We start from the raw sequence: 20,514 nt of genomic DNA, 5'->3' as shown, positions 1-20,514 counted from the left end.
CCTGTCTCCTTCACTTTATTTTTATAGGGGGCCGCCGTACCGCCCGATGGCATCAAGCGGTCGGCAGCTTGTAGTCCGCGAATTGCTCGCGCAGCTTGAGCTTCTGCATCTTGCCCGTCGCGGTCAGCGGGATTTCGGTGACAAACGCCACATCGTCGGGAATCCACCATTTGGCGACCTTGCCGTCGAAGAAGCTCAGCAGCGTGTCGCGCGATACCTCCATGCCGGCGCGCTTCACCACCACCAGCAACGGTCGCTCGTCCCATTTGGGATGCCGCACCGAGATGCATGCGGCCATATGTACCGCTGGGTGCGCAGCCGCCACGTTCTCGATGTCGATCGAAGAAATCCACTCGCCGCCGGACTTGATCACGTCCTTGCTGCGATCGGTGATCTGCATATAGCCGTCGGGGTCGATCGTCGCCACATCGCCCGTCGGAAACCATCCGTCGTCATGCGCGGGCGTCTCGGCGCGGAAATAGCGATCGATGATCCAAGGCCCGCGCACGAGCAGATCGCCGAATGCCTTGCCATCCCATGGCAGTTCGCGGCCATCGCCATCGACGATCTTCATGTCGACGCCGAAGATCACGCGACCCTGCGTCTCCAGAATCCTGTGCTGGGCTTCCTCGGGCAGATCCGCATGACGCGCGAGCAGCTTGCAGACGGTACCCAGCGGCGACATCTCGGTCATGCCCCACGCGTGAATCACCTCGACGCCGAGCGCTTCCAGCGCGCGGATCATCGCGGGCGGCACTGCCGAGCCCCCGATCACAGTGCGACGGAAGGTCGAGAATTTCAGGTCATTGGCCTGCATGTGCTGCAGCAGGCCGAGCCATACCGTGGGCACGCCCGCGGAGAAGGTCACACCCTCGCGCTCGAACAGGTCGAAAAGCGATGCGCCATCGAGCTTCGGCCCAGGCAGCACGAGCTTGGCGCCGACCAGCGGCACCGCATACGGCAGGCCCCATGCATTGACGTGGAACATCGGCACGACGGGAAGGATCACGTCGCGTGCCGAACAACCGAGCGCGTCGGGCAGCGCCGCCGCGTACGCGTGCAGCACGGTCGAGCGATGCGAATAGAGCGCGCCCTTCGGGTTGCCGGTGGTGCCGGAGGTGTAGCAAAGGCTCGAAGCCTGATTTTCGTCGAGCTCGGGCCACGTGTAATGGCCATCCCGCGCATCGAGCAGGTCCTCGTAGCACAGCAGCGGGACTTTCGGGTCCGTGGGCATATGCGCGCGGTCGGCCAGCATGATCCAGCCTTTCACCTTCGGGCAATGCGCGGCCACGCCTTCGACTAGCGGCAGGAACGTGGCATCGAAGCACACGTACTCGTCCTCGGCGTGATTGATGATATAGGCGATCTGCTCCGCGAACAGGCGCGGATTGATCATATGGCAGACGGCCCCCATGCCGGAGATGCCGTAATACAGTTCGAGGTGACGATAGCCATTCCAGGCCAGCGTGCCGACGCGCTCGCCCTGTTTCACGCCCAATGCTTCCAGCGTCTGCGCCAGCTTGCGTGCGCGCAGCTCGCAGTCTCGATAGGTATAGCGGTGGAGATCGCCCTCGGTCCGTCGTGAAACGATTTCGGTGGTGCCGTAGTAGCGCGCGGCATGCTTGATGATCGAAGAAATGAGCAACGGTGCGCCCATCATTTGACCCATCAATGCCATATGGTTGTCTCCAATGGTCTCCAGCATCTTATTGAACGGCCCGCGAAAAACCGAACAGTCGTGCTAATTTTGGGCCGCAGCTCGCAAAACCGGGTGCACGTACAATACTGGTTGTCATTTGCCGTCTCAACATGTCGTTTTCCCTAGCCTGAGACCGCACATCTCTCTCAAAGTCGCCCCGCCCCGATGCCCCCGAATTCAGATCCCAGCAACGCCTTGCCACGCATACCGTTCGCCGTGCCCTTTACCACGGCGCCCGGCTTTGCCGCGCTTGGCGAGCGGTTCTTCACGCGGCTGCCACCGACGCCATTGCCCTCGCCCTACCTCGTCAGCGTGGCACCCGACGCCGCCGCGCTGCTTGGCTGGCACGGCGATGCCGCACGCGAGGCCGCGCAACAACAAGCATTCATCGACACGTTCGGCGGTTGCGCCGTGCCCGACTGGGCCGATCCGCTCGCCACGGTCTACTCCGGACATCAGTTCGGCGTATGGGCCGGCCAGCTTGGCGATGGCCGCGCGATTCGCCTCGCGGAAGCGCAGACGGCCACCGGTCCATGGGAGATCCAGCTCAAGGGCGGCGGTTTCACGCCGTACTCGCGCATGGCCGATGGCCGCGCGGTGCTTCGCTCGTCGATTCGCGAATACCTGTGCTCCGAAGCCATGGCCGCGCTCGGCGTGCCGACCACGCGCGCGCTGTCGATCGTCGGCTCCGATGCGCCGATACGACGCGAAACCATGGAGACCGCCGCGGTGGTCACGCGGCTGGCGCCGAGCTTTATCCGCTTCGGCCATTTCGAACACTTCGCCGCACGCGAGGACCATGCTTCGCTGCGCCAGCTGGCGGATTTCGTGATCGACCGCTTCTATCCCGCCCTACGAGATCAGAGCGGCAACCCATACCAGGCGCTGCTGCGCGAAGTCTCGCTGCGCACGGCTGACCTGATGGCGCACTGGCAGGCGATCGGCTTCTGTCACGGCGTGATGAATACCGACAATATGTCGATCCTCGGGCTGACCATCGACTACGGTCCGTTCGGTTTTCTCGACGCGTTCGACGCCAACCATATCTGCAATCATTCGGATCAGCAGGGTCGCTACGCCTACAGCCAGCAACCGCAGATCGGTTTCTGGAACCTGCACTGCCTCGCGCAGGCACTGCTGCCGCTGTGGCGAGAAGACACCGGAGACAGCGAGGACGCCAGGAAGGCAGCCAACGACGCCGCCGCGGAAACCGCGCGCGAGGCACTCGATCCGTTCCGCGACCGCTATGCTGCCGCGTTCTTCCGGCTCTATCGCGGCAAGCTCGGCCTGCAGTCGGCCGACGATGGCGACGAAGCACTGCTGACCGGGCTGTTCCGGCTGCTGCACGCACAACGTGTGGACTACACCTTGTTCTGGCGCAACCTCGCCCGCATATCCGGCAAGGATGGTGGTTCGGACGCGCCGGTGCGTGACCTGTTTCTCGATCGCGCCGCCTGGGACGCATGGGCCGCCGAGTACCGGACGCGCCTGCGGAAAGAGTCATCCGATGATGCCGCACGTGCGGTCGCGATGAACGCTGTCAACCCGAAGTACGTGCTGCGCAATCACCTCGCGGAGACCGCGATCCGCGCGGCGCGCGATAAGGACTTCAGCGAAGTGAACCGACTGCTGGCCGTGCTGTCCCATCCGTTCGACGAACAACCGGAAGCCGAGCACTATGCGGCGCTGCCTCCGGATTGGGCGTCAGGCCTTGAAGTAAGTTGCTCCTCGTAGCCAACGTCGTAGCCAACAAGGAAGAATCGAACATGACCACAAAGAAAACCGACGCCGAGTGGCGCGAGCAACTCTCCGACATCGAGTATCGCGTGGCGCGCGAAGCCGCCACCGAGCGCCCGTTCACGGGCCGCTTCTGGGATCACTGGGACCAGGGCATCTATCACTGCGTCGGCTGCGGCACCCCGCTGTTCGAATCGGGCACCAAGTTCGATGCGGGCTGCGGCTGGCCGAGCTATTTCCGCCCGATCAACGGCGAGGTTATCGAGGAAGTCACGGACCACAGCCACGGCATGACGCGTGTCGAGGTTCGCTGCAAGGAGTGCGGCAGCCATCTGGGCCACGTATTCGAGGATGGCCCGGCGCCAACCGGTCTGCGCTATTGCATCAACTCGGCTGCGTTAAACTTCGACGATCGCGATCCTTCCGACCGCGATCCGACATAACCCCCTCATTGCTGTCAGGGCACGCCACGCATGAAATTCCTGTTCGACCTGTTTCCGGTCATCCTGTTCTTCGTCGCCTTCAAGATGTTCGGCATCTATCCGGCCACCGGCGTGGCGATTGCCGCGACGGTGCTGCAGATCGCCTGGGTCCGCATTCGCCACGGCAAGGTGGAGCCGATGCAATGGATCAGCCTGCTGATCATCGTGGTGTTCGGCGGGGCGACGATCCTGTTGCACAACGAGACGTTCATCAAGTGGAAGCCGACCGTGCTGTACTGGGGGTTCGCGGTCACGCTGATCGCGTCCGCGGCGATCTGGCGCAAGAATCTGATCCGCGCCATGATGGAAAAGCAGGTGACGCTGCCAGATTCGGTCTGGGGCCGCCTGAACCTGGCCTGGGCCGGCTTCTTCGCGGCAATGGGCGTGCTCAACCTGTACGTGGCCTTCACGTTCGATACCGACACCTGGGTGAACTTCAAGCTGTTTGGCAGCATGGGGCTCATGGTGGTGTTTATCGTCGTGCAGAGCATCTGGTTGTCGCGCCATATGCATGAGGCACCGGTGGTCGATGCCGCCACGGACAAGAGGCCCGACTGATGGCAGCCGATCCCACCCATATCGATGCGCTGCTGCGCGCGGCGCTCGAGCCCACCTACCTGACCGTACGCGATGACAGCGCGGCCCATGCCGGCCACGCGGGCGCGGCCTCGGGCGGCGGTCACTATGACGTGACAATTGTCAGTGATCAATTCGCGGGCAAGTCGCGCGTGACCCGTCACCGCATGGTGTATGATGCGCTGCGCAGCTTGTTCCCCGTCCAGATTCACGCTCTGGCGGTCAGCGCATACACCGACGAAGAATATCAATCCCGCTAGATTTCGCTAGATCTCCCATGAAGATTACCGTCCTCTCGTTCAGCCTGGCCGCTGTGCTCGCCGCTGGCTGCCTGCCTGCGTTTGCCCAGAATGCCGCCGTCGTGAATGGCAAGCCCATCCCCTCGGCCAAGCTGGACAAGCTGATCGCCGGTACTGGCCAGCCCGCGAATCCCGAACTGCGGGACCGCGCGCGCACCATGCTGATCGACCGCGAACTGCTGCTGCAGGAAGCCAACAAGCGTGGCATTACGCAACGCGACGATGTGCAGGAACAACTCGAGCAGGCCCGCCTGAACGTGCTGGCCGGCGCGGTGTTCGAAGACTACGTCAAGACGCATGGCGCAGGTGACGACGAACTGCGCGCGCAATACGAGAAGATCAAGTCGCAGTTCGGTAACGGCAAGGAATACCACGCCCGCCACATCCTCGTGGAGAAAGAAGCCGACGCCAAGGCGATCATCGCCAAGATCAAGGCCGGCGCCAAGTTCGAGGACGTAGCCAAGGCTTCGTCGAAGGACACCGGCTCCGCCACCAACGGCGGCGATCTGGACTGGGCCAACAGCGGCAGCTACGTGCCCGAATTCTCGGCCGCGATGACCGGCCTGAAGAAGGGCCAGATGACCGATACCCCGGTCAAGACGCAATTCGGCTGGCACATCATCGAACTCGTCGATGTACGCGACCAGAAGATTCCGTCGTTCGAAGAGGTCAAGCCGCAGCTGCAGCAGATGCTGATGGGCGACCAGGCATGGCAGCGCGAGCAGTTCCAGGCCATGATGAAGTCGCTGAAGGACAAGGCGAAGATCCAGTAAGGATCCACGCGCCAGTTCGGCGGCATCGCAAAAAGGCACCTTCGGGTGCCTTTTTTGTTGGCTTTTTTGTTGGCCTTTTTTGTTAACTTTTCTTGTGTCTGTTTGTGCTGCGTCAGTATTCGTGTATTGCATGCGGCCTACCCCACACACCGCGATTCCCGCCGCATGTCGGCGCCGGTAAGATCGGACACTCACCACCGATCGGGAACCTTGGCACGATGGCCGCGGCAAGCAGTTACTGGCATATGTGGCACCTCTATTCGCGCGGCGTCATCTATTGCGCACTGGGCATGCCCAACGTCGAATGCACCGGCATGCGCTGGCGCAATCTCCACGCCTATGTGCCCGTCCGCGATCGTTACGCACATGCCAAGCTGCTGCAGGCGACCATCGCGTTCATGGAAATCCGCGGCGAGATCGCGGTCCCGCCGGACGCCGATCGCATGCGCCTGCTCTACTCCAAATTCCTGCCCTGGAGCGCCCAGTTCCAGCCCGCAGCAGACCCCACCGACGCCACCAAATAAGGCGCTCGGACCACCTCCCCCAGCAGTTCCCGTCTTGCCGTATCAGGGCTTGCCCTCATACGGCTGCCCTGATGTTGACAATCAAATCTCCGTGACCTACAACTTCGTTCACACATAAGAACAATTTTGTAGACAATCCTGTTCTCAATCATGTGAGCGCAGGGCCACAGGAGACACACATGATGCAAGTGACAGCGCCGTCGGCCGTCGATACCATCGGATCCAGCCATCCCGAGAGCAATGCCTTGATCAAGCCAGGGTACGACGAGCGGCTCACCAACGAGGACCTTGCGCCGCTGCGCAAGCAGACCTGGGGCACCTACAACATCTTCGCGTTCTGGATGTCCGATGTGCACAGCGTGGGCGGCTACATCACCGCCGGCAGCCTGTTCGCGCTCGGCCTCTCGAGCTGGCAGGTGCTGGTGTCGCTGCTGGTCGGCATCCTGATCGTGCAGTTCTTCTGCAATCTCGTGGCCAAGCCGAGCCAGGTCACCGGCGTGCCCTACCCCGTGATCTGCCGCGCCTCGTTCGGCGTGCTCGGCGCCAATATTCCCGCCATCATCCGCGGCCTGATCGCGGTGGCGTGGTACGGCATCCAGACCTACCTTGCCTCCAGCGCGTTCCTGATTCTCGCGCTGCATTTCGCGCCATCGCTCGCGCCGTATGCGGACGTGAAGCTCCACGGCTTCGCCGGGCTTTCCACGCTGGGCTGGTGCGCATTCATGACGCTGTGGGTGCTGCAGGCCCTGGTGTTCTGGACCGGCATGGAGACCATCCGCAAGTTCATCGACTGGGCTGGCCCCGCCGTGTACGTGGTGATGATCGCGCTGGCCATCTGGCTCGTGTCCAAGGCCGGCTGGGAGAACGTCAACTTCACGCTGAGTTTCCTCAAGTACCAGGGCTGGGATGCGGTACCCGTCATGCTGTCGGCGATCGCGCTGGTGGTCTCGTACTTCTCGGGCCCGATGCTCAACTTCGGTGACTTCTCGCGTTATGCGAAAGACTTCCGCTCGGTGCGTCGCGGCAACTTCTGGGGCCTGCCCGTCAACTTCCTGGGCTTCTCGCTGCTGACCGTGATCACCACCTCGGCCACGCTGCCCGTGTTCGGCAAGCTGATCACCGATCCGGTCGAAACAGTGAGCCATATCGACAGCACGTTCGCGATGCTGCTTGGCGTGTTCACGTTCATGACGGCCACCATCGGCATCAATATCGTCGCCAACTTCGTCTCGCCGGCGTTCGACTTCTCCAACGTCTCGCCCAAGCACATCAGCTGGCGCACGGGCGGCATGATCGCCGCGGTGGCATCGATCTTCATCACGCCGTGGAACCTGTACAACCACCCGACGATGATCCACTACACGCTCGACGTGCTTGGCGCATTCATCGGTCCGCTGTTCGGCATCCTGATCGCCGACTACTACCTCGTGCGGCGCCAGCGCGTGAACGTGGACGATCTCTACACGCTGCGCCCCACGGGCCGCTACTGGTACAGCAAGGGTTACAACCCCGCCGCCGTCGCCACCATGATCCCGTCCGCGATCATCCCGATCCTCTGCGTGATCGTGCCGGCCTGGCAGGGTCTCGCCAACTACAGCTGGTTCGTCGGCATGGGTATTGCACTGGTGCTCTACCGTGCGCTGGCACCGCGCATGATGCGTGCCCACCTTGTGTGAATCTCCCCTTATTGAACATCGCCATGAAGCTCAAGATCATCAACCCCAATACCACCCAGAGCATGACCGACAAGATCGGCGAGTGCGCGCGCGCGGTGGCGGGCCGCGACACGCGCATCGTGGCCGTGAGCCCGCGCATGGGACCGGCCTCGATCGAGAGCCACTATGACGAGGCGCTCAGCGTGCCGGGCATTCTCGAGGAAGTCCGGCTCGGCGAACAGGAACACGTCGATGGCTATGTTATTGCCTGTTTCGGTGACCCAGGGCTGTATGCCGCGCGCGAGCTCGCGCGCGGGCCGGTGATCGGCATCGCGGAGGCCGCGATGCACGCGGCCAGCATGATCGGCACGGGCTTCAGCGTGGTCACCACGCTCGCGCGCACCTGCAATATCGCGTGGCACCTCGCGGAGCGCTATGGCATGGAACGCTTCTGCCGCAACGTGCGCGCGAGCGACCTGCCGGTGCTCGATCTCGAAAAGCCCGGCTCCGACGCGCGCCGCATCATCACCGACGAGTGCCGGCGCGCGCTGGCCGAGGATCGCAGCGATTGCATCGTGCTCGGCTGCGCGGGCATGACCGACCTGTGCGAGGAAATCGGCGAAACGCTCGGCGTGCCCGTGATCGATGGCGTGGCCTGCGCGGTGAAAATGGCCGAAGCACTGGTGTCGCTGCGGCTGGCCACGAGCAAGCGCGGGGACTTTGCGCGGCCGTTGCCGAAGGCCTATTCAGGTCTGCTGTCCGACTACGCACTGAAATGATGCGTCGTCCGTAGCCGTTGTTGTGTACGATATGCCCATCAATTGTCCCCATTCCGGTGCAAGCGCCGGGCATATCGTTTCGCTCATGGCTACCAAGCGCAAACCGGCACCCGAAGATGTCAGCAACGGGGCCGAAGACATCAATACCGCGGCCGACGCCGAGCAATCGCTTAATGAATCGATCTATCGCGATCTGCATACCGCAATCATGGAGCACCGGCTGCTGGCCGGCACCAAGCTCGTCGAGGAACGATTATGCGAAGTGACCGGGGCAAGCCGCGCGCGTATCCGTCAGGTGTTCGCGCGTCTGGCCCATGAGAAGCTCGTCACGCTGATTCCGAATCGCGGCGCGTTTATTTCAAGCCCGACCATCGAGGAAGCGCGGCAGGTGTTCCAGGCGCGCCGCATGGTCGAGCGCGAACTGGCCGCACTGCTCGCCGCGGAGGCCACGCCCGCGCAGATCCGCGCGATGCGCAACCATATCGGCCAGGAAGACGCGGCGCGCGCACGCGGCGATCGCGCGGCCGTGATTCGCTTGTCCGGCGCGTTCCATATTTTCCTGGCCGAGCTCGCCGGCAATGCGATCCTGGAAAAACTGGTGCGCGAGATGGTGTCGCTGACCTGCCTGATCATCACGCTGTACGATCGGCCGGGCGCCCCCGCCTGCCCCGAGCACGAGCATCGGGACCTCGTCGATGCGATCGAGCGGCGCGATACCGCGCGCGCGGAGGCGCTGATGGTCGACCACCTGCGGCATATCGAGGGGTCGCTGGACCTGAGCGTGCGCGAGACCGGCGCGCCGGATTTCCATAGCATCTTCCACCGCGAGTAAGGCTCTCCTCGATTTATTGCATTGCAGCAATGCATACTGGCTCCGGGTGTTCTATGCTTAACGTTCCTGCTATCTCTTAACTTGAAGGAGTTGACGGATGACCTGGACCACCCCTGCTTATACCGATCTGCGTTTCGGCTTCGAAATCACGATGTATATCGCCAACCGCTGATGCCGATGTGCCTTTGGGCCATCGCCATCCGTCTGGCATGAGCCCGCCTTACCGGCGGGCTTTTTGTTGTGTTTTGCAGCTCGGGGACCAATGACGACGATTCGCGTACTCGGGTCCGCCGCTGGCGGCGGCTTCCCTCAATGGAACTGCAACTGCGCGAACTGTGACGGCGTGCGGCGCGGCACGATCGATGCCAGGCCGCGCACGCAGTCATCGATCGCGCTTTCCGGCAATGGCCAGGACTGGCTGCTGGTCAATGCCTCGCCCGACGTGCTCGCACAGATTCGCGCCACACCCGCGTTGCAACCGGCGCGTGCCGCGCGCGATACCGGCATTGCGGCGGTGTTGCTGATGGATGCGCAGATCGACCATGTGACCGGTCTGCTGATGCTGCGCGAGCATCGCCAGCCGCTGCCGCTGTATGCCACGCCATCGGTACTGCACGATCTCGATCGCGGCTTTCCGTTGCGCGGCATCCTGTCGCACTACTGCGGTGTACGGACGCATGAACTGGCGCTCGATGGCGGACCGTTCTCCGTGCCACCGTTGCCCGACGTGGATCTGCACGCCATCGCGCTCGACAGCAAGCCGCCACCCTACTCACCCAATCGCGCCACGCCGCAGCCCGGCGACAATATCGGCCTGCGCATCGTCGATCGCAAGAGTGGCCGCCGCGCGTTCTATGCCCCGGGGCTCGGCGCGATGTCGCCGGAAGTGCGTGACGAACTCGATCGCGCGGACGTGGTGCTCGTCGATGGCACGTTCTGGACCGATGACGAAATGCCGCGGCTGGGGCTGTCGACCAAGCGCGCGCGCGATATGGGCCATCTGGCGCAGTCGGGTCCCGATGGCATGATCGCCGCGCTCGATGCCTCGCGCGCGGCGCGCAAGATCCTTATCCATATCAACAACACCAATCCGATCCTCGTGGAGAACTCGCCCGAGCGGCGCGAGCTGGCCGCGCATGGTATCGAGGTCGCCCATGACGGCATGGAGATCGCACTGTGACCGCTCCTGAAGTTTCCGCTGAAGTTTCCGCTGCCGTTTCCGCTGAAGGCCTCCCTGCCATCTCTCCAGCGACGCTGGCCGCGTTCGAGGCGCGCCTGCGCGGCATGGAGTCGCGTTATCACATCCATCATCCGTTCAACCGGCGCATGGCCAGTGGCCAATGCTCGCCCGAACAGATTCGCGGATGGGTGGCGAATCGTTTCTACTACCAGTTGAACATTCCGCTCAAGGATGCCGCGATCCTGTCCAATTGCCCCGATCGCGCAACGCGGCGCGAATGGGTGATCCGCATTCTCGATCACGATGGCACCGATACCGAACCGGGCGGCATCGAGGCATGGACGCGCCTCGGCGAAGCCGTGGGGCTGACACGCGAGCAATTGTGGTCGCAGGAGCTAGTGCTGCCCGGCGTGCGTTTTGCCGTGGATGCGTACGTGAATTTCGCGCGCCGCGCGCCGTGGCAGGAAGCCGTGTGCTCGTCGCTAACGGAAATGTTCGCGCCCGCGATTCACAAGGAGCGCCTGTCGGGCTGGCCCGATCAGTACCCGTGGATCCAGCCCGAGGGCCTGGCGTACTTCCGCTCGCGTATTCCCCTCGCGCAGCGTGACGTCGATCACGGTCTGCGCGTCACGCTCGACTATTTCCGCACGCCCGAGCAACAGACCCGCGCGGTGGAGATTCTCCAGTTCAAGCTCGACATCCTGTGGTCGATGCTCGATGCGATTGAAAAGGCGTATCCTGATTAAAGGACAGCTCAATGAATGACGACATCGAGATGCCCCGGCTCGACAAGCTCTATCGGCTGCAGTTCGAAGAGGCCCAGAAGGCATGGGTGCTGCTGTATCCGGAAGGCATGGTCAAGCTCAATGACAGCGCGGGCGCGATTCTGCAGCGCTGCGACGGCGCCCATACCGTCGCCATGATGGTGGAAGAACTGCAACAGGCCTTCGGTATCGAAGGCATTGCTCCGGAGGTAGAGACCTTTGTCAAACACGCCATCGAGCGTGGCTGGCTTGTCTGAGCCGCGCGCCGACTCCTCTTCCCCGATCGCCCAACCTGCCCCACCGCTGTGGCTGCTCGCGGAACTGACATATCGTTGCCCGCTGCATTGCGCGTTCTGCTACAACCCGCTCGACTACGCGCGCCATGATCGCGAACTCGATACCGCGCAATGGCGCCGCGTACTGACCGAAGCGCGCGCGCTGGGCGCGGCGCAACTGGGCTTCTCGGGTGGCGAGCCACTGCTGCGCGACGACCTCGAAGAACTCGTGGCCCATGCGCGCGGGCTGGGTTTCTATACCAATCTGATTACATCGGGCGTGGGCCTGACCGACGCGCGTCTGGCCGCGCTGCGCGAAGCCGGGCTCGACCATATCCAGTTGTCGTTCCAGGACTCCACGCGCGAGATGAACGACTTTCTGTCGAGTACGCGCACGTTCGCGCTCAAGCAGCGCGTGGCCACGCTGATCAAGGCGCATGGCTATCCGATGGTGCTCAACTGCGTGCTGCATCGCTATAACCTGCCGCATGTGGGCGCGATCATCGAGATGGCGCTCGAGATGGGTGCGGAGTATCTGGAGCTGGCCAACACGCAGTACTACGGGTGGGCGTGGGAGAACCGTCTGGCGCTGATGCCCACCGAGACGCAGTTGCGTGAAGCGGAGGCGGTGGTGGCGGCCTACCGGGAGAAGATCGGCAAACGCTGCCGCATCCTGTTCGTGGTGCCCGACTATTACGAGACGCGGCCGAAGAAATGCATGAATGGCTGGGGCTCGGTGTTTCTCGGCGTTGCCCCCGATGGCGCCGCTTTGCCATGCCATGCGGCGCGCGGCCTGCCGGGACTCACGCTGCCGAACGTGGCCGAGCAATCGTTGAGCGACATCTGGTATCACAGCGATGCGTTCCAGCGCTTTCGCGGCACCGCGTGGATGCCCGAACCGTGCCGCAGCTGCGACGAGCGCGAGAACGATCTTGGCGGCTGCCGTTGTCAGGCGTTTCTGCTGACGGGCGATCCGGCGCGTACCGATCCGGTCTGCGACAAGTCGCCCGATCACGCGCGCGTGCGCGAGGTGGTGATGCATGGCGCCAGCGCGGCGTTGGCGGGTCATGCCACAGCGAGTGAATATCCGCTGGTGTTCCGCGCCGACGCCGCCTCGCGCGCGTTTGCCAGCGGCGACGCCAAAGCGCGCTAGCGGCCGACGCCCTCAGCGGGCGGAACATCCGCAATCGCGGACTTCAACGCCGCAGCCATCTTGCCCACCGGCAGATGCCCGGCTTCGATCCAACGCAGCGTGGCGGCGGGTAGCACCTGCTGCAGCCGCATCGCATTGCCCGGATCGCACACGCGATCGCGCCGGCCATGCAGGATCGTCACAGGAATGCCCTGCCGCCCGATCTCGCGCGCGGCGCGTAACACTTCTGGCTTGCCGAGCCACGCACGGTGGCGCAGGTAATGCGCCTGAATCCGATATCGATGGCGTCTCGCCTCGTGCTGCTTCTGCACGTCACCTCGCATGCGCACCTTGCGCACCGGCGGCAGTCGTAGCGCGCTGCGCTCGACACGCTCATAGCCTGCGGCAAGACGATGCTGCGCGTGGCGCGCGCCGTGCAACAACCGGTTGACCACCGCGCCGAAGGTCCCCTGCGCAGTCGCCAGACGCTCGCCAGCCTGCGGCACGCCGTGCAACATCAGCAGCCCGCGCTGCCGCGGCGAAAACAGCCGCAGCATGTCATCCCACCCCGTCAGAAAGCTGCCCCGCAGCACGATACGCGTCACCGCCTGCGGATGCCGCGCCGCATACGCGAGCGCCAGCGCCGCGCCCCACGATCCGCCCACCACGCCCCAGCGCGCGATGCCCAGATGTTTGCGCAAGGCTTCGAGATCGGCGATCAGCGACGTCACCGAATTGCGCCGCAACGAGCCCGCCGGCTTCGACGCGCCCGCGCCGCGCTGATCGGGCATCACCACGCGATGCCGCGCGAGGTCGAACCATGCGGTCATCGCGGGATAGCAACGCCCACCGGGACCACCATGCACCACGACCCACGGCTCACCATCGGCGGGCCCCGCTACTGACACATGCAGCCGATGCCCATCCGGGCGACGAAGATAGAACGACGAATGGGTAGTTGAAGAACGCATGGACTCTCACACGGCTGCGGGCACCTGCGTGCGCAGGTAATCCACCACGCGCGTCACGCGCGGCGATAGTGGCCATTCGGAACGATGAATCAACCACAGTCGATCGATGACGGGCGCATGGCAGTCCAGCACGCGAATCTGCTCCTGCCGCGCAAAGGCCTGACGCGCGTAACGCGGAATCACGGTAAAACCAAACCCGCGCGCGACGGGCTCGAGCATCAGACTGACCTGATTGCTGAAGCCGCGGCATGGCAGTGTGCTCACGCCCGGGTTACCGGGGTAATGACGGCTCAACAGACGACTGGCCATCGCCTTGCCATCGGGGTGATCGCAGAAACCAATGCGCTGCAGATCGTCCCACCCATGCACGCACTCGTTGGCGGGATAAACCAACTCCAGCGGCTCCTCGCTGAACGGACTCGCCGTCAGCCGCGGATCGTCGGGCTTGAGCGATACCAGCCCCACATCGAAGCGATTCTGCAGCACGCTTTCCAACGACTCGGCATCGGGCGCAAACCGGTGGCGAATGATCAAACCCGGTGTCTTCCCCTGCAGATCCAGCAGGCGTGGATACAAGAACAGCCCGATGCTGCCGGGCGTGATCAGCCCCACCACACCGCTGTCGGCATGGCTGCTGAGCTGTGCGCGCAGACGGTCGTTGGCGGCCTCCATGTCGGCGCAGTAGTCGAGCAGCACTTTGCCGGCTGGAGTTAGCTCCACCGCGCGCGGTCGCCGGATCAGCAATGATCCGAGCGAGTCCTCCAAGTGACGAATGTGCTGGCTCACCGCTGCCTGCGTCAGGCCTAGCTGGTCCGCAGCCTGCGTGAAGCTGCCGGTCTGGGCCACCATCGCGAACGAGCGCAGCCATTGCGGATTGAACATAACGAACTCTTATCAGAACGATAACGGCGAGATGGTTTTCATTATAGCGAGGCCTCGTTAAGATTGCTGCCTTGCAATACGCAAGGAAACTTCCATGACTACGCCTGCCAACACGTCTGCCAACATACCCGCACTTTTCACCCCGTTCACGCTGAAGGACGTCACGCTGCGCAATCGCATCGCGGTGCCGCCGATGTGCCAATACAGCGCTACCGATGGCCTGACCAACGACTGGCATCTGTCCCACTACGCCGGACTGGCGCGTGGCGGTGCGGGCCTTGTCATCGTGGAAGCCACGGCGGTGTCGCCGGAAGGCCGCATCACCCCGGGATGCACGGGACTGTGGAATGACGAGCAGGCCGTGGGCATGGCGCGTATCGCCGAAGCGATCAAGGCTGGCGGCGCGGTGCCGGGCATCCAGATCGCCCATGCGGGCCGCAAGGCCAGTGCCAATCGCCCTTGGGAAGGCGACGACCATATCCCCGAGGACGACGCACGCGGCTGGAAGATCATCGGTCCGTCGGCCAAGGCGTTCGGCGCGCATCTGCCGAACACACCGGAAGCGATGACAGAAGCGGATATCGCCCGCGTAAAGGCCGACTTCGTTGCCGCCGCCGTGCGTGCGCGCGATGCCGGCTTCCAATGGCTGGAACTGCATTTCGCGCATGGCTATCTGGCGCAGAGCTTCTTCTCGCTGCATGGCAACGCGCGCACCGACGGTTACGGCAACGACGCGATCGGCCGCGGTCGCTTCCTGCTGGAAACGCTGGCTGCGGTACGCGAGGTGTGGCCGCAAAACCTGCCGCTGACGGCCCGCTTTGGCGTGATCGAGTACGACGGCAATGACGAGCAGACGCTCAAGGAATCGATCGAGCTGGTGCGTGCCATGCGCGAAGGCGGCCTCGATATGCTGAACGTCAGCGTCGGCTTCTCCACGCCCGATGCGCAGATCCCGTGGGGTCCCGCATTCCTGGCCCCGATCGCCGAACGCGTCCACCGCGAAACCGGCCTGCCGGTGGCATCGTCATGGGGTATCGACGACCCGGAGATCGCCAATCGCGTGGTCGAACAAGGTCAGATGGATCTGGTGATGGTGGGTCGTGCGATGCTATCCAACCCGCACTGGCCGTACCAGACCGCCATGAAGCTCGGCATCGAACGCCCGTCGTGGGTACTGCCGGCACCGTACGCGCACTGGCTGGAACGCTATCGCGTGCAGTCGGCCTGATGCTTGTTTGATTGGCACCGTAGGTCGGATGCGTATTCGGCCTACGGCTCTGTTGTCAGGCTTTGACACCCCTCTTCATGACGGCTGTCGTCCCCTAGTGCCGATGTTAGATTGACCCCGTGCAGCGCTCAAAAAGAAAATTTAAGGGTCACGCATGGCACCATCAGTCTATCGAGTCTTCCTGGCACTCATCTTTCTGCTCTTTGGCCTGAGCAGCATCGCGGCCGATCATCATGGCCTCTGCAGTCAAATAAGCAAGGAAGTCCTCAAGGCCGAGCGCCACAATCGCCTGCCTGCTTTCGCCTGGCCGGCTGACGAGGTCCCGCTCTGTTATCGAATGGCGGGTACCTGCGATAAGGGTGATCTCGAGGCGGAGCAACTCTGGGAGGTAGGTACCAGCCCGGAGGACGCCAAGGCGATCGAGGAGGAATTGAAATGGTATTCCCGCTATGGCGGTGACGTGACGCACGTTCGTGTCGCAGGCCGAGCCGACCCAGTCCTCCGCATTGAACGGCATGTCGGCACCGCGCGCTGCATCCGCGATACCTACCTCGAAAAACACGGCAGCGGCTATCGGCTGCTGGAGAACGAATCGCTGGAGCGTCTATCGCAGGAGGGCGGCTACTGCAATGGCTCCTATGTGTCGTACCTCGACCTGCGCGGCAAAACCTATGCGGCGCTGGTGGAAATCTGGGAAGACGGGCGCCGGCTCACGATGATGCAGGCAGACGCAAACCTGAACCTGACAAAGGTCTGCGCGGTGAAATGGAGCCCGCAGCCGCGCAAATTTAAGCGCTAGATGCTTCCCTGCGAGACGGGCGGACAATTCACTCAAAAGAGCCTCTTGGCGCGCATACGGACCGTCCAATTGAAACATCGACGAGTTCGATCTATCATGGCCCTGTTAAATATCATGGCCATGATATCTACCATGGCCTTGGGATACCATTTATGAAGAGTGCATCCGAACTCGCGCTGGCCAACCTCCTTACCAACTTCAACTGGGACGTGGCATACCGCGATTCAGTGGACAACCATTCAGGTCTGACATTAAAGAGAGGCCCGCACTATTACATCGCTGCGGTGAAAACGGCCTCGGAGGCCCGCTCGGACCGAGTCGTGGCATTGCTGGCTCAAGCCATCCTTGAAGCGCAGTCTTACGCAAAGGGCGAGGCAGACGCTAAGCCGTTGGCCTTGGTAGGCGTGAATGAGTTGCCTGACGCGTTGATTCGTCGTGTTTCAGACTTCACGGGACACTTTGCGTCCGACATTGCGTTCGGCCTATTCGGCGCCGACGGCAGACGGTATTTCCAAGGCGTTGAATTGGCTGAACTCACGAGCCTCGAGGAACGCCCGCTCAGCCGGGGTGTCTCTGCGCCGCAGGCCTTCAATCTATTCTCTGACCTCAACCAGTGGATGCTGAAGGTTCTCCTGGCGCCGGAGATTCCTCTCGGCATGCTATCCGCACCTCGCAAAGAATTCGGAAATGGAGCAGACCTGGCTGAAGCGGCTCAGGTCTCTCAGATGAGTGTGTCGCGGTTTCTCAGCGTATTGCGACGGGACGGCTTTTTGTCATCGAGCAGAACTCTCCGACTTGTCAGGCGGCAAGCGCTGTTCGATCGCTGGAAAGCGAGCGCCGTTCGCGTCGGGCCAGAACAGCCGTTCCGATATCTCATTCAAGGTAACGACGACGGACAGCTAAAAAAATTCATGACACGCTATCGGAACGAAGCATGCGTGGGGTTGTTTGGCGCCGCTGACGCTTTTGGCCTAGGCCACGTCTCCGGCGTAACGCCGCGTGTGTACGTCCGCAAGCTAAGCAACTCGTATGACGGACAGCAATGGAAAGGCATTCGACCCGCACGTGAAGGGGAAAGGCCTGACCTCTTCCTACGGCAGCCAACGTTCCCCGAGTCTGTCTTCAGGGGGGCAGTGGCCAGTAATGGCGTGCCAGCAACGGACGCGATTCAGGTATGGCTTGATGTCTCCTCGCATCCGGCAAGGGGTCGCGAGCAGGCGAAGCTGATCGAAGACACACTCATCAATAGGCTAATCGAGAATACGACATGAACGACCTGGAGGCCTTCGCAAAACTTGCGATCGCGCTACAGCCGTGGCGACATCAAATCGTGTTCGCCGGCGGTTGGGCGTACCGGCTTTATCGTCAGCATCCGTTGGCGATCATCCCTCCTTACGATGCGCTCTACACGAGAGATGCTGATGTCGCGTTGGGAGACAAAGATACGTTCGAGGGAAACATCAAGGAGGCGCTCGCGAAAGCAGGATTCCATGAACAATTGGAAAGCGAGTTCAGGCCTCCGGTTTCCAAGTACACGCTAGGAACGGAGGAACAGGGCTTCTATGCCGAGTTCCTAACGACTTTGCGGGGGAGCGGAGTCAAGCGCTCCGGAGAACCGGACGCGACAACCAAACTGGCCGGCGTCACCGCACAAAAACTCCGTTACATGGATCTCCTGCTCATCGAGCCATGGCAAATCTCGCTTGCCTCCGATGACAAGTCAATAGAGCCGCTCGACGGCCTCCAGATTCCTAATCCAGTGGCGTTCATCGCTCAGAAGCTCCTGATCCACGAAAATCGGAAGAAGGAGAAAAGGCCTCAGGACGTCCTCTATATCTACGACACGCTCGAGCTGTTTGGCGCGCGGGTCGAGGTACTCACGACGACATGGAAGAAGGTGATCGTCCCCCTCTACCCTGAGCGCGAAGTCGCCAAGGTCATCGACGCACGCAGGCAGGTATTCTCGAAAGTCACGGACACGCTGCGTGAGGCTGCACGCATTCCCTCAGACAGGACGCTTGAACCCGACGATATGCTGGGACTGTGTTCCGAACTGCTGGATGAAATCTTCGAATAGCGCTTGCTCGAGCCCGGCAAGTATCGAGACGATTTGACTCTCCCCGCCGCCACCAGTTCTGTTGCAAGGCGCTGACACCCCTCTTCGCGATGGCTGTCACCCCGTAGTGCCGATGCTAGATTGACCCCGTGCAGCGCTCATAAAGAAAATACAAGGGTCACGCATGGCACCGTCAGTCTATCGAGTCACCCTGGGACTCATTCTCCTGCTGCATGGCCTGAGCAGCGTCGCAGCCAATCCCAGTGAAAGCAGGACATCGCCGTGGCGGAAGCTGGCATTCCCGCGCTCAGCAACAGGTTGGTGCACTGAATGACCATACGGCAAGCAACCATGGTGACAACACTGGCCATCGCGACATGTGCTTGTTCACCAACGAATCCTTATCAAACACCATTACGTTGGGGTGCCGGACCTGATGCACTGGGCCCGCACGTTGAGGTCATACGGGACGAGTGGATCGTCAAACGGACCGGGCGCTGCTACCGGCGCGTACCCGACGTTCCGATTATTGAAGGCGTCGTGAGCCGTGACACCGAGTACTGCTTCAATCGCGGGAAACTTTACGCTGTGCGGACCTATTTTGACGGCGAGGCTCAGCGCGAGCAGTGGGTGGAATGGCTGACTTCCATCTATGGAACGCCGTCGTCGTCGGTGAACGTGGCAGATTCCGTCGGCTGGGGAACGAATGATGTTGGCATCTACCTTCGATATGTCGCCGCCCACTCTTACGGACTTGAAGACGCTAGTGCCGTCACGTGGCAGAGCGTAATGCATATGCCCGTAATCGTCTGGTCCCCCTGCAATCAATGGGCTTCCGGATTTCAGACTTGCATGGAGCGAGAATCGAGGCGGATCCAGGCATTCGACGCAAGATGACGCAAACGCTTTGGCAAGCCTAGGGACGACACCAGTTCTTTGGCCAGCTCGTTAGCCGGTCCTTTTTCGCCAACGAAGCCTCAAACACCCGTCGATAATTTCCACCCAAGACTTGCTCTGTTTCCGACTGCGAGAACCCTTCCGCGAGCAACGCACTACCGAGCAATGGCAACTGGGCATAGCTCGTCAGCACCGGCGGAGAAATAAACCCAAGCATGTCCGTTCCCAGCCCGACATGCTCGACACCCACCACATCGGCCATGCGCTTGAAGCCATGCGCCATTTCCCGCAGATCGTGGAACGAGCCCGCGCTCGGCCATACGCCAATCACCCCACCCGTGCTCGCAATCGCCCGCGCATGATCCGCCGAGATCGAGCGCCCGCGTGCCGATGGGCGCGTGACTAGCGCGGTGTGGGACAGAATCAGCGGCTTCGTGCTTACAGCGGCCGCGCGCTTGACGAGGTCGTACGGGCCGTGCGCCACATCGACCACGATGCCGAGGGCATTACAGCGCCGGACAACATCGGCACCGAAGTCGGTCAGGCCGCCTTGCACCGACGCCTCCGTCTGGATATCGCCCAGTTCGTTCACGCGATAGTGGGTCAGTTGCAATTGCCGCAACTGGTGCAGCTCGAAGGCTTCATTGACGCGGTCGACCTGGCCTTCAAGAAAATCAGCCCCCTCCGAGGTAATGATGACGCGAGGCCCGCCTTCAGCAGATCTCAGCGCATCCGCATGCGTGACAACACCGAGCCCTTCCTGCGCGACAAGCGCCTTCGCCCGCTCGAACGAAAGTTGCGACAACCGATAAAGCTCACCCGGCTCCGGCTTGCGCCACGGCTCGAAGCGCTTGCGATCGGCGGAAACGCGCGTGGCAGCGGTATCCGCCACGATCGCCAGACAAATCACGTTCATGCCACCCGCAACCATGGGCGCACGCAAGGGCGTGAACGGCCGAGGCGGCGCCGTCGCC

General features: G+C 62.4%; 23 protein-coding genes. 19 read left to right on the top strand and 4 right to left on the bottom strand.

Annotation, left to right across the window (positions count from 1 at the left end; genetic code table 11):
• Nucleotides 1-52: 52 nt before the first annotated feature.
• Entirely contained in the window at nucleotides 53-1,678 is a 1,626-nt protein-coding gene (locus tag LDO41_RS03310; RefSeq protein WP_223981793.1) for a 3-(methylthio)propionyl-CoA ligase, read from the bottom strand.
• A 186-nt stretch (nucleotides 1,679-1,864) separates the two neighbouring features.
• On the opposite strand from LDO41_RS03310, the gene LDO41_RS03305 reads away from it, so the two are divergent.
• From LDO41_RS03305 to pqqE, 14 genes are all read left to right on the top strand, one after another.
• Nucleotides 1,865-3,433 carry a protein adenylyltransferase SelO gene (locus tag LDO41_RS03305; RefSeq protein WP_223981790.1) on the top strand — a complete coding sequence of 523 codons (1,569 nt, stop codon included), beginning with the start codon at nucleotides 1,865-1,867 and terminating at the stop codon, nucleotides 3,431-3,433.
• A 32-nt stretch (nucleotides 3,434-3,465) separates the two neighbouring features.
• Complete coding sequence (msrB, locus tag LDO41_RS03300) at nucleotides 3,466-3,879, top strand: peptide-methionine (R)-S-oxide reductase MsrB (RefSeq protein WP_223981787.1); 414 nt, start codon at nucleotides 3,466-3,468, stop codon at nucleotides 3,877-3,879.
• Between the two features lie 30 nt (nucleotides 3,880-3,909).
• Nucleotides 3,910-4,476: a septation protein A gene (locus LDO41_RS03295; RefSeq protein WP_223981785.1), complete on the top strand. Its 567-nt coding sequence runs from the start codon at nucleotides 3,910-3,912 to the stop codon at nucleotides 4,474-4,476.
• Nucleotides 4,476-4,754, top strand: a complete 279-nt coding sequence (locus tag LDO41_RS03290; RefSeq protein WP_223981783.1) for a BolA family protein — start codon at nucleotides 4,476-4,478, stop codon at nucleotides 4,752-4,754. The genes LDO41_RS03295 and LDO41_RS03290 overlap by 1 nt, the downstream gene beginning before the upstream one ends.
• Nucleotides 4,755-4,771: 17 nt before the next feature.
• Nucleotides 4,772-5,566 carry a peptidylprolyl isomerase gene (locus tag LDO41_RS03285; protein WP_223981780.1) on the top strand — a complete coding sequence of 265 codons (795 nt, stop codon included), beginning with the start codon at nucleotides 4,772-4,774 and terminating at the stop codon, nucleotides 5,564-5,566.
• 218 nt (nucleotides 5,567-5,784) lie between these two features.
• On the top strand, nucleotides 5,785-6,090 hold the full coding sequence (locus LDO41_RS03280) for a hypothetical protein (protein ID WP_223981777.1): 306 nt from the start codon (nucleotides 5,785-5,787) through the stop codon (nucleotides 6,088-6,090).
• Nucleotides 6,091-6,272: 182 nt separating this feature from the next.
• Entirely contained in the window at nucleotides 6,273-7,766 is a 1,494-nt protein-coding gene (locus LDO41_RS03275; RefSeq protein WP_377741159.1) for an NCS1 family nucleobase:cation symporter-1, read from the top strand.
• A 23-nt stretch (nucleotides 7,767-7,789) separates the two neighbouring features.
• Nucleotides 7,790-8,524 carry an aspartate/glutamate racemase family protein gene (locus LDO41_RS03270; protein WP_223981771.1) on the top strand — a complete coding sequence of 245 codons (735 nt, stop codon included), beginning with the start codon at nucleotides 7,790-7,792 and terminating at the stop codon, nucleotides 8,522-8,524.
• 85 nt (nucleotides 8,525-8,609) lie between these two features.
• Complete coding sequence (locus tag LDO41_RS03265; protein WP_223981768.1) at nucleotides 8,610-9,356, top strand: GntR family transcriptional regulator; 747 nt, start codon at nucleotides 8,610-8,612, stop codon at nucleotides 9,354-9,356.
• A gap of 97 nt (nucleotides 9,357-9,453) precedes the next feature.
• Nucleotides 9,454-9,528, top strand: a complete 75-nt coding sequence (pqqA, locus tag LDO41_RS03260; protein ID WP_109582639.1) for a pyrroloquinoline quinone precursor peptide PqqA — start codon at nucleotides 9,454-9,456, stop codon at nucleotides 9,526-9,528.
• Nucleotides 9,529-9,618: 90 nt separating this feature from the next.
• Nucleotides 9,619-10,536, top strand: a complete 918-nt coding sequence (gene pqqB, locus LDO41_RS03255) for a pyrroloquinoline quinone biosynthesis protein PqqB (RefSeq protein WP_223981765.1) — start codon at nucleotides 9,619-9,621, stop codon at nucleotides 10,534-10,536.
• A gap of 59 nt (nucleotides 10,537-10,595) precedes the next feature.
• Complete coding sequence (gene pqqC, locus LDO41_RS03250; RefSeq protein WP_290370860.1) at nucleotides 10,596-11,282, top strand: pyrroloquinoline-quinone synthase PqqC; 687 nt, start codon at nucleotides 10,596-10,598, stop codon at nucleotides 11,280-11,282.
• Nucleotides 11,283-11,293: 11 nt separating this feature from the next.
• Nucleotides 11,294-11,557: a pyrroloquinoline quinone biosynthesis peptide chaperone PqqD gene (pqqD, locus tag LDO41_RS03245; protein ID WP_223981758.1), complete on the top strand. Its 264-nt coding sequence runs from the start codon at nucleotides 11,294-11,296 to the stop codon at nucleotides 11,555-11,557.
• Nucleotides 11,541-12,728: a pyrroloquinoline quinone biosynthesis protein PqqE gene (gene pqqE / locus LDO41_RS03240; protein ID WP_377740673.1), complete on the top strand. Its 1,188-nt coding sequence runs from the start codon at nucleotides 11,541-11,543 to the stop codon at nucleotides 12,726-12,728. Before pqqD ends, pqqE begins: the two co-directional genes overlap by 17 nt.
• On the opposite strand, the gene LDO41_RS03235 is transcribed toward pqqE, so the two are convergent.
• Together LDO41_RS03235 and LDO41_RS03230 are read right to left on the bottom strand one after the other, a co-directional pair.
• Complete coding sequence (locus LDO41_RS03235) at nucleotides 12,725-13,678, bottom strand: alpha/beta fold hydrolase (protein ID WP_223981752.1); 954 nt, start codon at nucleotides 13,676-13,678, stop codon at nucleotides 12,725-12,727. The two genes, pqqE and LDO41_RS03235, sit on opposite strands and share 4 nt — an antisense overlap.
• A 6-nt stretch (nucleotides 13,679-13,684) precedes the next feature.
• Nucleotides 13,685-14,560, bottom strand: coding sequence for a LysR family transcriptional regulator (locus LDO41_RS03230; protein WP_223981749.1), 876 nt, complete (start codon nucleotides 14,558-14,560; stop codon nucleotides 13,685-13,687).
• A gap of 124 nt (nucleotides 14,561-14,684) precedes the next feature.
• On the opposite strand from LDO41_RS03230, the gene LDO41_RS03225 reads away from it, so the two are divergent.
• The 5 genes from LDO41_RS03225 (at nucleotide 14,685) to LDO41_RS03205 (ending at nucleotide 19,540) form a co-directional block, all read left to right on the top strand.
• Complete coding sequence (locus tag LDO41_RS03225; protein ID WP_223982360.1) at nucleotides 14,685-15,788, top strand: NADH:flavin oxidoreductase/NADH oxidase; 1,104 nt, start codon at nucleotides 14,685-14,687, stop codon at nucleotides 15,786-15,788.
• 154 nt (nucleotides 15,789-15,942) lie between these two features.
• Nucleotides 15,943-16,587, top strand: coding sequence for a hypothetical protein (locus tag LDO41_RS03220; protein WP_223981747.1), 645 nt, complete (start codon nucleotides 15,943-15,945; stop codon nucleotides 16,585-16,587).
• A gap of 152 nt (nucleotides 16,588-16,739) precedes the next feature.
• Nucleotides 16,740-17,858, top strand: coding sequence for an RpiR family transcriptional regulator (locus LDO41_RS03215; RefSeq protein WP_223981744.1), 1,119 nt, complete (start codon nucleotides 16,740-16,742; stop codon nucleotides 17,856-17,858).
• Complete coding sequence (locus LDO41_RS03210) at nucleotides 17,855-18,664, top strand: GSU2403 family nucleotidyltransferase fold protein (RefSeq protein WP_223981741.1); 810 nt, start codon at nucleotides 17,855-17,857, stop codon at nucleotides 18,662-18,664. Before LDO41_RS03215 ends, LDO41_RS03210 begins: the two co-directional genes overlap by 4 nt.
• A gap of 330 nt (nucleotides 18,665-18,994) precedes the next feature.
• Nucleotides 18,995-19,540, top strand: a complete 546-nt coding sequence (locus LDO41_RS03205) for a hypothetical protein (protein ID WP_223981738.1) — start codon at nucleotides 18,995-18,997, stop codon at nucleotides 19,538-19,540.
• 19 nt (nucleotides 19,541-19,559) lie between these two features.
• On the opposite strand, the gene LDO41_RS03200 is transcribed toward LDO41_RS03205, so the two are convergent.
• Nucleotides 19,560-20,456: a dipeptidase gene (locus tag LDO41_RS03200; RefSeq protein WP_223981735.1), complete on the bottom strand. Its 897-nt coding sequence runs from the start codon at nucleotides 20,454-20,456 to the stop codon at nucleotides 19,560-19,562.
• Between the last annotated feature and the right edge of the window lie 58 nt (nucleotides 20,457-20,514).

Source organism: Cupriavidus pampae, assembly GCF_914271485.1.
Taxonomy (GTDB): domain Bacteria; phylum Pseudomonadota; class Gammaproteobacteria; order Burkholderiales; family Burkholderiaceae; genus Cupriavidus; species Cupriavidus pampae.
This window is presented reverse-complemented; position numbering and strand designations above follow the sequence as displayed.